The organism is Salinimicrobium oceani, from assembly GCF_012037645.1.
Genome location: NZ_JAAVJR010000007.1, coordinates 115,438 through 130,099, shown reverse-complemented (window position 1 = coordinate 130,099; position 14,662 = coordinate 115,438). Strand labels below are relative to the sequence as shown.

The window sequence follows — 14,662 nt, the reverse complement described above, 5'->3', positions numbered from 1 at the left end:
ATCACCAATCCCATTATTTTTTCCCGAGTTCGATGACTTCCAGATCTCTTATATCTTTTCCCTCTATGACGAATCTAAGCATTGTTCTCATCTGGTGAAATCCCTGTTTTCCGGCAGCACCGGGATTCATATGTAGCAGCCCCAGTTTTTTGTCGTTCATCACTTTTAGGATATGGGAGTGGCCACATATGAAAATGCGAGGCGGCTTTGTTTTGATCTCCTCTTTGACAGCAGGTGAGTACCTGCCGGGATATCCACCAATATGAGTGATCCAAACCTCAACCTGTTCACAAAAGAAGCGGTTGTTAAGCGGAAATTCTTTCCTTAATTCTGCACCATCTATGTTCCCATAAACTGCTTTTAATGGTTTTACTTTTTGAAGTGCGTCGCTAACTGCAGTAGTTCCTATATCTCCTGCATGCCATACTTCATCTGCTTCCTTTGCATATTTCAAAATGCGTTCATCTAAATAGCCATGGGTATCGCTTAGGAGTAATATTTTCTTCATTGGGAATTTATACCGAGATTAACAATCAAAACACAGCGAAGCGCGAGCAGTTAGAGTGAATGGCTTATCTTTGTGTCTTTAATTTGTAAAAGTAAAAATTTAGATTGAGATATTTCTTGGAGCTGGAATACTTCGGAAAGGCCTATCACGGCTGGCAGCGACAACCTAATGCAATTTCTGTCCAGCAGGTCGTGGAAGAAGCTCTGGGAGTTCTGCTTCAGGATCCCATTGAGATCGTTGGTGCAGGAAGAACAGATGCCGGGGTACATGCGGAACAGATCTTTGCCCATTTTGATGTAGCAGAAGCGCTTTCTGAAGAATTTGTTTTCAGAATGAACTCCCTGCTCCCCAAAGATATCAGCATCAGGTCTCTGAAGAAGGTAAAAGCTGATGCGCATGCGAGATTTCATGCCACCTCGAGGTCGTATGAATATCACATAGTAACAAAAAAGAATGTTTTTGAGGTGGATTCCGCTTTCTATGTGCAGCGAAGTCTGGATGTGGAAGAAATGAATGAGGCAGCCAAGATCTTACTGCAGTACAGTAATTTTAAATGTTTTTCCCGTTCGCGAACAGATGTCTTTACCTACAATTGTAGTATTAAAGAGGCTTATTGGGAACTACAGGATGAGAAACTGGTATTCCACATTACTGCCGACCGTTTTTTAAGAAATATGGTACGGGCGATCGTAGGTACACTTTTACAAATTGGACTAAGAAAAATGGAGGTAGCACAAATGCATAGCATTATCAAGAGCGAAAATAGGAGTGAGGCTGGAGCATCTGTGCCCGCCCATGGCTTATACCTTACAAAAATTGAATATCCAAATAGCATTTATAATTAATGGCAGCAGCATCGGGAAACGCATTCGACTTTAAATTATTTAAGCGCCTGCTTGATTATGCCAGTGCCTATAAGGGCACCTTCTATTTTGTGGCCATTGCCGCAATCCTACTATCGTTGCTGGGTGTCATGCGGCCTTATTTGTTACAGATCACGATAGATGAATCTATCGTTCCGCAAGACAATGACCAGTTATTGTTCTTCATTTTATTGATGGTGGGCGTACTGGTCCTGGAAGTGATCTTCCAGTTTTGTTTCATCTATTTCGCCAACTGGTTAGGGCAGGAAGTAATTCGGGATCTTCGGGTAAACCTCTTTAAGCACATGCTGCAATTCAAGATGAAATATTTTGATAATTCAGCAGTTGGGCGCCTGGTAACACGTGCGGTGAGTGATATTGAGACCATTGCGAGTATCTTTAGTGAAGGTCTTTTCATGATCATAAGTGATCTTTTAAAAATGGCAGTAGTTCTGGGCTTCATGTTTTATCAAAGCTGGAGACTCACATTACTGGTTCTGGTGGTTTTGCCGTTTATTCTTTATGCAACGCGGGTTTTTCAGAAAAAAATGAAAGTGGCCTTTGAAGAAGTTCGAACGCAGGTTGCAAATCTCAACACCTATGTGCAGGAAAGGATCACGGGAATGAAGATAGTGCAGCTCTTCACAAGGGAAGAAAAGGAATACGAAAATTTCAAGGCTATTAACGACAAGCATCGCAAGGGCTGGGTAAAAACAGTATGGTACAACTCCATTTTTTTTCCAATTGCCGAAATGGCGACTTCCATAACCATTGGTTTGATCGTGTGGTATGGAGGCCTCAGAGTAATGGCAGGAAACGAAGCTATTACGCTTGGGGTCATTGTCGCCTTTATTGAGCTTAGCCAGATGTTGTTTAGGCCTTTAAGGCAAATTGCCGATAAGTTCAATACACTCCAAATGGGAATGGTTGCGGCCAACCGCGTATTCGGAATCCTTGATACCGAAGCTTCTATTCCCGACCATGGGAAGATCGAGGTGGATCATCTCAAGGGAGAGATCGAATTTGAGAATGTAAGATTCAGTTACGTTGGAGATGAAGAGGTGCTTAAAGGAGTCTCTTTTAAAGCTAAAGAAGGGGAAACCGTTGCTATTGTTGGTGCCACAGGTGCCGGTAAATCTACAATCATCAACCTGCTGAACCGGAGTTACGAAATTTCCAGTGGCCGCATCTTGGTAGATGGCATAGATGTAAATGACATCACCCTAAAATCACTTCGGAAGGAGATAGCCATCGTGCTGCAGGATGTATTTCTTTTTGCCGATACTATCCTTAATAACATCACCCTTAATGATCCCTCAATAACGAAGGAAACTGTTGTAAATGCAGCCAAAGAGATTGGAGTAGACAAATTTATTGGCAGCCTCCCGGGTGGTTATGATTACAATGTTAAGGAAAGGGGAGTCATGCTCTCTTCGGGACAACGTCAATTAATTGCATTTTTAAGAGCTTATGTGAGCCAGCCCAGTATTCTGGTGCTGGATGAGGCAACATCCTCTGTTGATTCATACAGTGAGCAACTCATTCAGGATGCTACAGACAAGATCACCCAGGGCCGCACTTCAATAGTGATCGCTCACAGATTGGCTACGGTGAAAAAAGCCGATAAGATCCTTGTGATGGACGCAGGTAAAATTGTTGAAATGGGGACCCATAATGAACTTCTTAAGAAGGAGAACGGCTACTACAAGAACCTGTATGAAGTGCAGTTTATGCAGGAAGAGAAAACGCTTTAAACCAGATCTGAACGTAACTTTTCAATAAGGTCTTCCTTATCTTCAAACATCACGAATTCCCCATCTTTTATATAGGAGATCTGCCCGGTTTCCTCACTTACTACCAGGGCTAGAGCATCTGTTTTTTCAGTGATTCCCACAGCTGCCCGGTGACGCAGCCCGAATCTCAAAGGAATAGTTCGATCATTAGAGACGGGTAAGATCACTCTTGTGGCCGTGACATAATTATCTTCTATGATCATCGCACCGTCATGGAGGATACTGTTCTTGTAAAAAATAGATTCTATGATGGGTTGGTTTACCAGGATCTTCATGGGATCGCCCGAATTTTTCACAAAGTCAAGGCTGGTATTTTTCTGAATGACTATAAGCGCTCCTGTATTGGTCTTTCCCATGTTATCACAGGCCTTAACAATGGCGTCTACGTCATTTGGTGTCTCCAGGTCATCCTTGATGAGTTTCAGAGTTTGCAAAAAGCGCCTTCGTCTCGCAAAATTCGTGGAACCAATCATGAGCAGAAATTTCCTTATTTCCTGCTGAAACACAACAATGAGCGCGAACATTCCCACGCCAATGAATTCTCCCAAAACGTTGCTAAGCATCTCCATTCGCAGCAGCTGGGTGAGCTTCCATGCAAAGTAGATGATCACGATCCCAATAAAGATGTTGACAGCAACGGTACCTTTTACCAGTTTATAGATGTAGTAAAGTAGGGCCGCGATAAAGATGATGTCAACAATATCGAGAATGCGCAGGTCTAGAAAATCCAAAGTAGGTTTGCTTTTTGGTAAATGTAAAAAATATTAGCCTAGTTTTTCAGCTGCTCCACCAATTTCACGCATTCCACTGCCTCCTTTACATCGTGAACCCTTAGAATGTTTGCTCCTTTCATAAGAGCAATTGTGTTGAGAACCGTGGTGCCATTCAGCGCCTCATCTGGTGTCGAATCAAAGGTTTTATAAATAAGAGATTTTCGTGAAAGACCTGCCAGCACTGGTAGTTCCAGGTTCTTGAATAAGTCCGATTTCGAAAGCAGCTCAAAATTATGCCTGATATTTTTTGAGAAACCGAAGCCAGGATCTATAATGAGATCATTAATTCCCGCCGCTCTTGCTTCCCTGATCTTCTGAGAGAAGTAAAACAGAATATCCTGTACCAGGTCCTCATATTCGTTCAGGCCTTTCATGGTTTGAGGGGTACCACGCATATGCATCATGATATAAGGTACCTGAAGGTTGGCAACGGTCTGTAGCATTTTTTCATCAAGATTTCCTGCCGAAATATCATTGATCATTGCTGCGCCAGCTTCTACCGCTCTTTTTGCCACTTCACTTCGGAAGGTATCTACGGAAAGCAAAACCTCCGGAAATTCCTTTACCAGACTTTCAACCACCGGAAGGAGTCGCTTTAATTCTTCCGCTTCAGAAATATCTACTGCTCCAGGCCTGCTGCTGTATGCACCCACGTCAATAAAATCTGCTCCTTCCTGCAGCATTTCTTCAGCGTGGAAAAGATGTTCCTCCTTACTTTTTCTGCTTCCGCCGTCAAAGAAAGAATCGGGGGTGAGGTTCAGGATGCCCATCACTTTTGGAGTAGTAAAATCGATAAGTCGGCCTTTGCAGTTGATATACATTTGAAAAAACTCGGTTTTTTGGTTGGAAAAATTAACTTTGACAAAAAGAACTAAATCCGCGAAATTTACGCAAATTACCCTTTTCTATGAAGAATACCTCTGCCCAATATGATGCTGTAATCGACGAATGTCGTGGCCTTTTCATGAAGAAGATGAAAGATTATGGCTGTGCATGGCGCATATTGCGATTGCCGTCGCTCACAGATCAGATCTTTATCAAAGCACAGCGCATAAGAGGGCTTCAGGAGAATGAGGTGAGAAAAGTAGATGAAGGCGAGGTGCCAGAATTTATTGGGATCATCAACTATTCGATTATGGCGCTCATCCAGCTGGAGAAAGGTGTTGCAGAGCAGCCCGATCTAGAGCAGGAGGAAATTGAAGCTCTTTATGATGCCACTGTGGCGCGTACAAAAGAGCTCATGGAGAATAAAAATCACGATTATGGAGAAGCCTGGCGGGAAATGAGAGTGAGTTCCCTAACCGATCTTATTCTGCAGAAGTTACTCAGAATTAAAACTATAGAAAACAATAAAGGCAGGACTTTGGTAAGTGAAGGGATTGGAGCGAATTATGAAGATATGATCAATTATGCCGTTTTCGCCCTTATTCATATTCACGAAAACAGCGAATTGAGCAAAACATAAAATATAACGGCATGAAAATACTTGTAGGCATAGCCCGCTGGGTGGTAGGGATCTTATTTATTTTTTCAGGATTTGTCAAACTCAATGATCCTATAGGATTTTCATTTAAGCTCGAGGAGTATTTTAGCCCCTCAGTCCTTGACCTCGAATTTTTAGCGCCTTTTGCGCTCGTCATTGCATTGCTACTGGTAGTTTTTGAGCTGGTTCTGGGAATTATGCTGCTCATTGGATATCTCCCGAAATTCACTACCTGGGCGCTGTTACTCATGATCATCTTTTTCACTTTCCTCACCTTTTATTCAGCCTATTTTAATAAGGTGACAGACTGTGGTTGTTTTGGGGATGCAATTCCGCTTACGCCCTGGCAGTCTTTTTATAAGGATATCATCCTGTTTGTGCTTATTCTCTTGCTTTTCTTCAAGAGAGAATATCTAACGCCATACTTCGCAAAGGCCTCCCATAGGTGGATTGTCTTTCTGTCTTTTATGCTGTGTTTTCTGTTTGCTTATTACGTGTTGATGCACCTTCCATGGCTTGATTTCCGGGCATACAAGGAGGGAATAAACATTCAGCAGGCAATGACCATTCCCGAAGGTGCACAGGAAGCTGTTTATGATTATCACTGGAAGTTTGAGGTAAATGGTCAAGAGGAGATCCATACGACGAATGGCAGCTATCCCGCAGTACAGGGAGAATTTATAGGGGTCGAGACTGAACTCGTGAAAAAAGGCTACGAAGCTCCTATTCATGATTTTTCTATAGAGAAGGATGGTGAGAATTTTACTTCTGAAATATTACAGGAACCAAAGTTACTTCTTATCGTTGCTTATAGCCTTAGGCGCAGTGAAGACAACGGACTCAAAAAATTGCAACCCATAGTAGAAACTGCACGTAGGAACGGTTATAGGGTAATTGGTCTTTCGGCATCGGGTGAAGCGCTGAAGGCGAAGACCAATGAAGATTTTAATTTGGACATCGAATGGTTCTTTAGTGATGAGACGGCTTTAAAAACCATTATTCGGAGTAACCCCGGCTTGGTAAGACTTGAGCAGGGAACCATAATTCAAAAGAAGCACTGGAATGACGCTGAGGAACTCCAATTTTAAGAGGTGCCAAAAATGACATTTTAGAAAGGTGTTCTTTTTGATTAGCCTGTCAGGCTGAGCTATTTTGAAGCCTGAGAAGGCGGGATAATTTGGTCGAAGCCGTGTTTGAAGTCTGGGACAGGTAGTGAGCACCCTTCGACCGTCGCTCCCTACGGTCGCTGGCTCAGTGTGACACAATCTGCCGCTCCGTACTGTCGTTGGCTCAGTGTGACAAGATCCGGCGCTCCTTCCAGTCGCTGGCTTATTGTTCAAAAGTTCCTGTTGTCAGGCTGAGCTATTTTCATGCCTGAGAAGGCGGGAAAATTTGGTCGAAGCCAGGTTATCTTGAATTTAATTCGAAGTACGGTTTCTATAATTTTTGGAAAATTCGATTAGATCCTCCCACTTCTCCTCAATTAAAGCTTTTTTCTTTCTTCGACTCCAGCCTTTGATCTGCTTTTCAATTTTAATGGCCTGGTTGGGATCAGTAAACCTTTCATGCCACATGAGTGAAACAGGTCTTCTTTTCAGGGTGTACGCATTATCATAAGCTCCAGAATTATGTTCATTAATTCTTTTCTCGAGGTTAGAAGTAAAACCGGTGTAATAAGAATTGTCTGCGCATTCTACGATATAGACATAAAACATTTTCATATTGAAAATTAAGAAATTCTTCTTTGTCTCACTTCGACCGTCGCTCCCTACGGTCGATGGCTCAGTGTGACAAGTTCCGGCGCTCCCTCCAGTCGCTGGCTTATTATTCAAAAGTTCCTGTTGTCAGGCTGAGCTATTTTCATGCCTGGAAAGGCGGGAAAATTTGTTCGAAGCCGGGTTTGAAGTCTGGGGGCAGGTAATGAGCACCCTTCGACCGTCGCTCCCTACGGTCGCTGGCTCAGTGTGACAAGTTCCGGCGCTCCTTCCAGTCGCTGGCTTATTATTCAAAAGTTCCTGTTGTCAGTCTGAGCTTATTTTCACGCCTGGAAAGGCGGGAAAATTTGGTCGAAGCCGGGGTTCGAAGTCTGGGGCTGGAAGTGAGTACCCTTCGACCGTCGCTCCCTACGGTCGCTGGCTCAGTGTGACAAGATCCGGCGCTCCTTCCAGTCGCTGGCTTATTATTCAAAAGTTCCTGTTGTCAGGCTGAGCTATTTTCATGCCTGGAAAGGCGGGAAAATTTGGTCGAAGCCGGGTTTGAAGTCCCGGACAGGTAGTGAGTCCACTTCGACCGTCGCTCCCTTCGACCGTCGCTCCCTACGATCGCTGGCTCAGTGGGACAAAATCCGGCGCTCCTTACGGTGGCTGGCTCCGCGTGCTAGAGTTCCCGTTGTCAGGCTGAGCTATTTTCACGCCTGGGAAGGCGGGAAAATTTGGTCGAAGCCGACATTTCTGAAGTGAATTCTTTAGCAGGATTTTTCAGCGTTTGTACCCATTCTTAGCGGCTTCAGCTGTATATTTACAGCTCCAAAGAGGTCTTGATCTTCGGGTGGCGCTAATTCATTCAGCATTAAGACTTTCCGCAGGATTTTATAAAATTTTTAGCTTAACCATCGGGATTTGAATCTTAACTTATCCCCTAAATGATCAATTATGAGAGATAAAATAGTCGCCGGAAACTGGAAAATGAATAATGACCTTGCCCAGACCGAAGATCTGCTGGGTAATCTTAAAAATCAGTGGCAGGAAAAGGAGGGAGTTCGCGTGATCGTGGCACCCCCATTTACCAACCTTTACCATGCCTTTGATTCCCTGCGAGACTGGCCGATTGATGTTGCCGCACAAAATATGAATGAAAATAAAAGTGGTGCCTTCACAGGAGAAATTTCGGCACAAATGTTAACCAGTATCGGGGTGAAAACCGTCATTTTAGGACATAGTGAAAGGCGCGCGATCTATAAGGAGACAGATGAGCTGCTGGCAAAGAAGGTCGATGCTGCATTAGAAAATGAAATGGAAGTGATCTTTTGTGTAGGCGAGGAGCTTAGTGATAGAAAGACGGAACGGCATTTTGACTTAGTTAAAGCTCAATTGGAAAAAGGTCTTTTTCATCTCTCTGCAAAAAATTGGGACAAGGTAGTCATCGCTTATGAGCCGGTGTGGGCCATTGGAACAGGAGAAACAGCCTCTCCAGAGCAGGCGCAGGAGATGCATGCCTTTATTCGGAAAACTATTGCCGGAAAATATGGGCAGGAGTTAGCAGGGAAAGTTGCGATCCTTTATGGCGGTAGTGTAAAGCCAGATAACGCCCAGGAGATCTTTGCAAAAGAGGATGTTGATGGCGGTTTAATTGGAGGTGCCAGTTTAAAAGCTGCCGACTTTCTTGCAATAGTGAACGCTTTTTAAATTTATGAATATGAATTACCTGGAGTTTAAATTTGTGATCGAGCCTGCACAGCCGGCCTCCGAGATCCTTATTGCCGAATTAGGCATGGCGGGTTTCGAGAGTTTTGTGGAGAATGAAGATGGAATTACGGCTTACATTCCTGCCGAGGAGTATGAGGCCGAAACCATGTCTGGCATTCACATCCTCCAGTCAGGCGAATTCGATATCTCCTTTACCCAAAGTGAAATTGAACAGGTGAACTGGAACGTAGAATGGGAGAAAAATTTTCATCCTATAGTGGTCAATGAAGAATGTGCTGTTCGCGCTCCCTTTCATCCAAAACCCGATGTCACTTACGATATTGTTATTGAGCCCAAAATGTCTTTTGGAACCGGACACCACGCTACCACTCACATGATGATCGAATTCCTCTTTAAATATGACCTGGAGGGAAAAACGGTGCTTGATATGGGTTGCGGCACGGGAGTGCTTGCTATTGTTGCCGAGAAACGAGGAGCGAAAGCAGTTGAGGCTATTGATATTGACAACTGGTGCTACCAGAATACGCTCGAAAATGTCGAACGGAATGATTGTGAAAAAATTTCCGTTTTTGAAGGCGCGGCAGAGCTCTTGGATGGAAGAAATTATGATGTCATCATTGCAAACATCAACCGCAACATACTTTTAGAGGACATGAGAACCTATGAAAAGAGCCTTAACGCCGGTGGGGAACTATATCTTAGCGGTTTTTATGCCAAAGATATTCCTGTAATAAAAGAAGAATGTGAGAAATACGGCCTTCAGTATAACGATTTTACAGAGCGGGATGAATGGGTGGCCTTAAGATTTCTAAAAGCCTAAAATTCAGAAGAAATTATTATATTTAGGCCCTTATTCCTATTGAAAAAGACTGATTATGAGTACGAAAGAAGAAGTTCTTGAGAAGAAGGAAGTCAAAAGCAAAGCATCAAAATTACATGAAATTGTACTTTATAATGATGATTATAACACTTTTGATCACGTAATTGAAACCCTTATTGTTGCCTGTGAACATACCTCTGAACAGGCCGAGCAATGTGCGCTACTTGTGCATTATAAAGGTAAATGTACCGTCAAGACCGGTCCTTATAAGGAACTGGAACCGCGCTGCGGAAAACTGCTTGAAGAAGGGCTTACCGCCGAAATTGTGTAAGCTGGGTTCGACACAGGTATAAGAAAAAAAAAGGCTGAGTACTTGAAATACTCAGCCTTTTTACATTTATCAATAAATCGGGCGCCTGTGCCTGGAGTACTATTCCTCTGTGTGAATCTCCCTGTTTTGTTCACTGCGCCTTTGCATCATTCTACGATACTGGTTGGTGTAACCCCAGTCTTTGCGTTGTTCTTTTTTGCCATCTTCTTTAGATCTCCTCTGGGGGTCTGTAGACAGAAGATGGTGCGAATAATTTCGTCGGCTCTCCATGGCTAAAGTTGATAATTCCCTGAAAGGGATGGTTATAAAATTTCTGACTATAGGTCGAATAGGCAGGATATAATCCAAAATTAAGCCTTATTTCAATCCTGTAAGAACTGAAAAATCCCAATTAACTGATTTTTAATACATTCTTGAAGATGTGTTATTTTCTACTCCAAAAAGCGTAAGGATCTTCTGTAGTTAAATCTAAAAGTGCCTGAAAGAACTGATTTTTATATACACAAAAAGTTAAAGATCAGTAAATTATATCCTACTCCCCTTTGAAAATCATAACTTAATCTCAAATTTAAATTATGGAAAAGCAAACTACCTTCCACAGTACCTTCATGAAGTTCATATTATTTATCTGCATTAGCGGCCTTCTGATTTCTTTTGTCAAGCGCCAAACCTTTTTTGCCGATGAAAGACCTGTCCTCGCAGAAAATAATGTTTCAGAAGCCGAAGTATCAAACTCTGCCCACTTTAACCAAAAGAAAAATGCCATTTCAGTAAGAGAGGATACGAATATTCTGCTGACAGTGGATACTGAGAATATTACTGAAGAAACAGTGAACGAGCACGTGAAAATTACAGATGACAGATCAAACCCAGCAGAGAACAGCAGTTCCCCATCAGATCATATTGCTTTGGTCGACAAGAATATGAAGGTCTACTGGAGTGCTGTACCTTTAAATAGTGAAGGCGGTACGACTGTCGATGTGCTGGGCATCTTCAGGAAACCAGAGGGAGGTGCAGAGATTCTGGAAGGTGTTTTTCGGGATCCTAACAAAGATGGTGTGATCATGGGGAAGATCAAGAATAAAAAGATTGACGGTCTTGAATATTACAACATCATGATAAGGATTAATGGCGTGACACCCCAAACTTTTATGATAGATCCAAAGCTAAAGATGACCACCGGAGATTAACAGTTACCTTTCAAAAATGCCTTTTTTGAAAGGGATGATGATCTGTTTTTTTTTCAGGCTGCTTAATTATTTTGTGTACTACCTCCAGCTTAATGGGAAGTAATTGTATGTTTTCAACTTTTATCTGAAGAAAGCAGTGGTCTCAAAAGTGACAATTCTTTCTGATATTTCTGAAAACCTGCCGCAGAACTTGCTGCCACCCGACTTAAGTTATCCTTAAAATTTATGGGGAAAACGTATTTATTTTTATCTTGAAGATCATATTGTGCTGATGGTATTCGGCAGAAGAATATATAGCAGGAAATACTTCACGTCGCCAGCTTTTCGGATTTCCGAAAAACCATTCCCCCCACTGCTGTCGTGTTGTAGACAATATTGTCCTATTAAATATTATCTTTGGTTACCCCAACCTACCTAATTGTTATGAAGCAAAAGAAAAATAGTCTGCCCGACCATTTCTCTGAAAGCGACTCGTGTAATGATGTACAGTTCAAAAGTAGTAACCAGGGAGTTTGTATCCTGGATCGAGATCTGAAGATTACCTACTGGTGTGCAAATATGGCGAACCTGACAGAGATTTCGGGCGAGGAAATGCTCACCCGCGAGTTATTCAAAGAGAGATATGAGCACCTTTTTTCCTTGAAAAAGGTTTTTTCCCAGGCCCTTTCAGAAAGGACCTCCTTTACTGTTGATCACTGGAATCCTGAACGGGAACGCTGGTTCCGTATTTCCATTTTTCCAATAGAAGAGCAGCTGTTTGTCACCCTGCGCGATGTCACACCAGAGAAAAACAGAGTGACAGAATTAACTGCTCTAAAAAATCTTCAGAAGCATATTTTAAACAGTACTTCCGATCTTATCTGGGCGATTGACAAGGATTATAAGCTATTGCTTGCCAATGAGGCTTATCATCAAATGATGCTCAATCGTACTGGCGAGGCAATATGCATAGGAGAGAGTGTCCTGCAACAACGAGGAGAAAAGGACCAGCGTGGAGCACGGCTGCAGGAGTGGAAAAGATGGTATGATCTTGCCTTTGAAGGTGCGCATACCAAGGCAACTATTGCGGTCAATGAAACTGAAGTGGATTATCTTTATGATGTTACTTTTGAACCTGTAATTTCTGAAAAAGGCGGGAAGCACACCATAGGTGTTGCCTGCTTTGCGCGAGATGTTTCAGAGAGAGCCAGGCACCTGGAGTCCATAGAGAGACAGAACAGCCAGTTAAGGGAAATCGCCTGGTTGCAGTCTCACAAGATGAGAGCTCCCTTATCTAATATTTTGGGGTTGACAGATCTTATCATGAGCAGTGAAAAGACAGAGGAGAAGGAGGAGTATGTAAATCATCTGCAGCATTCGGCAGTGGAGCTCGACAAGATCATCGCCGAAATTGTTCAGAAAATCTCCAGTCAATGAAAGCTACAGTGATACTTATAGATGATGATACGCTGGTAAATCTTATCAACCGAAAAATGATCGAAAGGGTGCTTCCAAATGTGGAGATCCGATCTTTTTTATCGGCTTACGAGGCTCTTGATTTTTTCTATAGCCTTGATAACCTGGTACATCAAAAACTTGTGATCTTCATCGACATCAATATGCCGGGCATGAACGGATGGGAGCTTTTAGATGAGATCGAAAAGGAACTGCCACATGAGCATTTAGAAATTCATTTGTTATCATCTTCAATAGACCCGGGAGATATTGGAAAAGCTGAAAACAATGCCCTTGTGAAATCCTACATCATTAAACCTTTGAACGTGGAAAAGGTGGTGCGATTAGGCCTTGACAGTAAGTGATGGATGATTTTTAGATCGGAAGGAAAAGGAACAGCCTGATTTTAATCAGACAAAAGCTTTGTAGGGATTTGCTTTTGCCCTTAACCCGTTAACAAGTTTTTAAAAATAGCAAAATTCCTGAATATTTTATCAGAATCGAAAGGTTATTTCCAATAAAGAAATAATTACCTGATCTTATTTACAATTTTTAAAGATGTGTTAAGCTCCTGTTTCTCAGGGGTCTTTAGGTTTTTCCAATGACGTGAGCTCATTTAGACCTAAGCTGAAATCCAGTTTGAACTATCTTCTGAAGTTTCCATTTCCTAAGATTCTCTTCCGCATAAGGTGCACAGTAATAGGGTGCCAAAAAAGGCATTTTTGAGACCTTTCTTTTTTGAACCGGTTGCACAGTCAGATTAAAATTGAGGAGTTTTGGCCAAAATAAATTACACCCATATTTATTTTAATATTATCTTTACATTTCTCTTTTTCAGAGACTTGCATAAAAAATCCCCGAGAAACTCCCCTTATTTCCCCCGTAACCGGCAGCCCTAACACTGCTCGTTTTCTGATTCGTTTATTAATCTAAAATCAAATATTATGAGGAAGTATTCTTTTTTCGGGGGGCTCGTCCTGTTCATGATGATGGCAGGCTGTGCAAAGGATGATGTAGTTTCAGAAACTACAGATGGACTGGATGCCACAGTGAGGAACAAAGCTCACAAGACTCCCGCCGATGATTTTTCAGGACCATTGTTTGACCTTTCAACTGCGCCAAACGGCGACATTCTTATCGCCGATGCATCGCAGGGTATTATTAACATCTATGGCGAGCTGCTGGCGTCCCTTCCTGCTGTGACCTCTGTAGATGCCGTGGGGCAGGGATTGATGTGGGCGACCACCGGTGCTGTAAATGATGCCACCACAAATGAAGGGCAGGGACTTTACCGTATCACAAAGAACAAAGCAGAGATGCTTGTGAATCTGTTTGAATTTGAAGAAGAAAATAATCCCGATGCCCAGGCCATAGATTCCAATCCGTTTGCCGTTCTGGCTTTAAATGGGCACGAGGCACTGGTTGTTGATTCGGGCGCAAATGACCTTTTGAAAATTGATAATCATGGCAATGTTGAAGTAGTTGCTGTTTTTCCAAATGAGGTCGTTTCTACAGAAAATGTGAAATCTCTTGTGGGATGTCCAGAATCAGGGGCAGGTCCATGTGCCATGGGACCTATGATTCCGGCGCAGGCAGTGCCTACTTCGGTCGTGGTGGGGCCAGATGGTTATTATTACGTAGGCGAGCTTAAAGGCTTTCCTGCCCCACTTAACGAATCTAATATCTGGAAGATTGCACCCAATGCTGTTGGGGCTATGTGTGGGGAAAGCGCAGACTGTGTGAAAGCCTTTGATGGTGGCTTCACATCAATTATAGACATGGTTTTCGATGAAAATGGCATCTTGTATGTAGCTGAACTTGATGCAAGAAGCTGGTTTGCAGTAGAGGTCACTCACAACGGTGTTGGAGGTACCATTAAAGCTTGTGATCCTCAAACTTTGCAATGTGAGGTGATCGCCAGTGGTATCAATATGCTCACTTCCATCACTTTTGACAAAGACGGCAACTTATGGGCTACCCGAAATGCACTTGCACCAGGCGATGCTGAGGTAGTGATGATCTCTTATTGATCTTGTTTTTCC

At 42.7% G+C, this 14,662-nt stretch carries 16 protein-coding genes; 11 read left to right on the top strand and 5 right to left on the bottom strand.

Annotation, left to right across the window (positions count from 1 at the left end; genetic code table 11):
• Nucleotides 1-13: 13 nt before the first annotated feature.
• Complete coding sequence (locus HC175_RS12670) at nt 14-508, bottom strand: metallophosphoesterase family protein (RefSeq protein ID WP_168138871.1); 495 nt, start codon at nt 506-508, stop codon at nt 14-16.
• Between the two features lie 104 nt (nt 509-612).
• Here HC175_RS12670 and truA point away from each other — a divergent pair, with 104 nt between their 5' ends.
• Complete coding sequence (gene truA, locus HC175_RS12665) at nt 613-1,353, top strand: tRNA pseudouridine(38-40) synthase TruA (protein WP_168138870.1); 741 nt, start codon at nt 613-615, stop codon at nt 1,351-1,353.
• Entirely contained in the window at nt 1,353-3,125 is a 1,773-nt protein-coding gene (locus tag HC175_RS12660; RefSeq protein ID WP_168138869.1) for an ABC transporter ATP-binding protein, read from the top strand. The genes truA and HC175_RS12660 overlap by 1 nt, the downstream gene beginning before the upstream one ends.
• On the opposite strand, the gene cdaA is transcribed toward HC175_RS12660, so the two are convergent.
• Together cdaA and folP are read right to left on the bottom strand one after the other, a co-directional pair.
• Nucleotides 3,122-3,895 (bottom strand): diadenylate cyclase CdaA, encoded by a 774-nt coding sequence (gene cdaA / locus HC175_RS12655; RefSeq protein ID WP_168138868.1) that lies wholly within the window; start codon nt 3,893-3,895, stop codon nt 3,122-3,124. The two genes, HC175_RS12660 and cdaA, sit on opposite strands and share 4 nt — an antisense overlap.
• Before the next feature lie 38 nt (nt 3,896-3,933).
• Nucleotides 3,934-4,758, bottom strand: coding sequence for a dihydropteroate synthase (folP, locus tag HC175_RS12650; protein WP_168138867.1), 825 nt, complete (start codon nt 4,756-4,758; stop codon nt 3,934-3,936).
• Nucleotides 4,759-4,844: 86 nt separating this feature from the next.
• On the opposite strand from folP, the gene HC175_RS12645 reads away from it, so the two are divergent.
• Together HC175_RS12645 and HC175_RS12640 are read left to right on the top strand one after the other, a co-directional pair.
• Nucleotides 4,845-5,402, top strand: coding sequence for a DUF1599 domain-containing protein (locus HC175_RS12645; RefSeq protein WP_168138866.1), 558 nt, complete (start codon nt 4,845-4,847; stop codon nt 5,400-5,402).
• A gap of 11 nt (nt 5,403-5,413) precedes the next feature.
• Entirely contained in the window at nt 5,414-6,508 is a 1,095-nt protein-coding gene (locus HC175_RS12640) for a BT_3928 family protein (RefSeq protein WP_168138865.1), read from the top strand.
• A gap of 330 nt (nt 6,509-6,838) precedes the next feature.
• On the opposite strand, the gene HC175_RS12635 is transcribed toward HC175_RS12640, so the two are convergent.
• A complete protein-coding gene (locus HC175_RS12635; RefSeq protein ID WP_168138864.1) occupies nt 6,839-7,141 on the bottom strand; it encodes a GIY-YIG nuclease family protein in 303 nt (100 codons plus the stop codon).
• A gap of 930 nt (nt 7,142-8,071) precedes the next feature.
• Here HC175_RS12635 and tpiA point away from each other — a divergent pair.
• Genes tpiA through HC175_RS12620 form a run of 3 tightly spaced genes read left to right on the top strand, consistent with a single transcriptional unit; the run spans nt 8,072 to nt 9,996 of the window.
• On the top strand, nt 8,072-8,824 hold the full coding sequence (tpiA, locus tag HC175_RS12630; RefSeq protein WP_168138863.1) for a triose-phosphate isomerase: 753 nt from the start codon (nt 8,072-8,074) through the stop codon (nt 8,822-8,824).
• A 4-nt stretch (nt 8,825-8,828) separates the two neighbouring features.
• Complete coding sequence (prmA, locus tag HC175_RS12625; protein WP_168138862.1) at nt 8,829-9,665, top strand: 50S ribosomal protein L11 methyltransferase; 837 nt, start codon at nt 8,829-8,831, stop codon at nt 9,663-9,665.
• Nucleotides 9,666-9,720: 55 nt separating this feature from the next.
• Nucleotides 9,721-9,996, top strand: a complete 276-nt coding sequence (locus HC175_RS12620; RefSeq protein ID WP_168138861.1) for an ATP-dependent Clp protease adaptor ClpS — start codon at nt 9,721-9,723, stop codon at nt 9,994-9,996.
• 99 nt (nt 9,997-10,095) lie between these two features.
• Here HC175_RS12620 and HC175_RS12615 read toward each other — a convergent pair whose 3' ends face one another.
• Nucleotides 10,096-10,344: a hypothetical protein gene (locus tag HC175_RS12615; RefSeq protein WP_168138860.1), complete on the bottom strand. Its 249-nt coding sequence runs from the start codon at nt 10,342-10,344 to the stop codon at nt 10,096-10,098.
• Nucleotides 10,345-10,571: 227 nt separating this feature from the next.
• Here HC175_RS12615 and HC175_RS12610 point away from each other — a divergent pair, with 227 nt between their 5' ends.
• The 4 genes from HC175_RS12610 to HC175_RS12595 all read left to right on the top strand — a co-directional run bounded on the left by HC175_RS12610 (nt 10,572) and on the right by HC175_RS12595 (nt 14,650).
• Nucleotides 10,572-11,186, top strand: coding sequence for a hypothetical protein (locus HC175_RS12610; RefSeq protein ID WP_168138859.1), 615 nt, complete (start codon nt 10,572-10,574; stop codon nt 11,184-11,186).
• A gap of 423 nt (nt 11,187-11,609) precedes the next feature.
• Nucleotides 11,610-12,602 carry a PAS domain-containing protein gene (locus HC175_RS12605; RefSeq protein WP_168138858.1) on the top strand — a complete coding sequence of 331 codons (993 nt, stop codon included), beginning with the start codon at nt 11,610-11,612 and terminating at the stop codon, nt 12,600-12,602.
• Nucleotides 12,599-12,985, top strand: a complete 387-nt coding sequence (locus tag HC175_RS12600) for a response regulator (RefSeq protein ID WP_168138857.1) — start codon at nt 12,599-12,601, stop codon at nt 12,983-12,985. Before HC175_RS12605 ends, HC175_RS12600 begins: the two co-directional genes overlap by 4 nt.
• Nucleotides 12,986-13,564: 579 nt before the next feature.
• Nucleotides 13,565-14,650 (top strand): ScyD/ScyE family protein, encoded by a 1,086-nt coding sequence (locus tag HC175_RS12595; protein WP_168138856.1) that lies wholly within the window; start codon nt 13,565-13,567, stop codon nt 14,648-14,650.
• Nucleotides 14,651-14,662: the final 12 nt, after the last annotated feature.

What these genes read in the sequence shown, in the direction of transcription:
- HC175_RS12670 (WP_168138871.1), bottom strand. Translation starts at nt 508, where the DNA reads ATGAAGAAAATATTACTCCTAAGCGATACCCATGGCTATTTAGATGAA.
- HC175_RS12660 (WP_168138869.1), top strand. Translation starts at nt 1,353, where the DNA reads ATGGCAGCAGCATCGGGAAACGCATTCGACTTTAAATTATTTAAGCGC.
- folP (WP_168138867.1), bottom strand. Translation starts at nt 4,758, where the DNA reads ATGTATATCAACTGCAAAGGCCGACTTATCGATTTTACTACTCCAAAA.
- HC175_RS12645 (WP_168138866.1), top strand. Translation starts at nt 4,845, where the DNA reads ATGAAGAATACCTCTGCCCAATATGATGCTGTAATCGACGAATGTCGT.
- HC175_RS12640 (WP_168138865.1), top strand. Translation starts at nt 5,414, where the DNA reads ATGAAAATACTTGTAGGCATAGCCCGCTGGGTGGTAGGGATCTTATTT.
- HC175_RS12635 (WP_168138864.1), bottom strand. Translation starts at nt 7,141, where the DNA reads ATGAAAATGTTTTATGTCTATATCGTAGAATGCGCAGACAATTCTTAT.
- tpiA (WP_168138863.1), top strand. Translation starts at nt 8,072, where the DNA reads ATGAGAGATAAAATAGTCGCCGGAAACTGGAAAATGAATAATGACCTT.
- prmA (WP_168138862.1), top strand. Translation starts at nt 8,829, where the DNA reads ATGAATATGAATTACCTGGAGTTTAAATTTGTGATCGAGCCTGCACAG.
- HC175_RS12620 (WP_168138861.1), top strand. Translation starts at nt 9,721, where the DNA reads ATGAGTACGAAAGAAGAAGTTCTTGAGAAGAAGGAAGTCAAAAGCAAA.
- HC175_RS12610 (WP_168138859.1), top strand. Translation starts at nt 10,572, where the DNA reads ATGGAAAAGCAAACTACCTTCCACAGTACCTTCATGAAGTTCATATTA.
- HC175_RS12605 (WP_168138858.1), top strand. Translation starts at nt 11,610, where the DNA reads ATGAAGCAAAAGAAAAATAGTCTGCCCGACCATTTCTCTGAAAGCGAC.
- HC175_RS12600 (WP_168138857.1), top strand. Translation starts at nt 12,599, where the DNA reads ATGAAAGCTACAGTGATACTTATAGATGATGATACGCTGGTAAATCTT.
- HC175_RS12595 (WP_168138856.1), top strand. Translation starts at nt 13,565, where the DNA reads ATGAGGAAGTATTCTTTTTTCGGGGGGCTCGTCCTGTTCATGATGATG.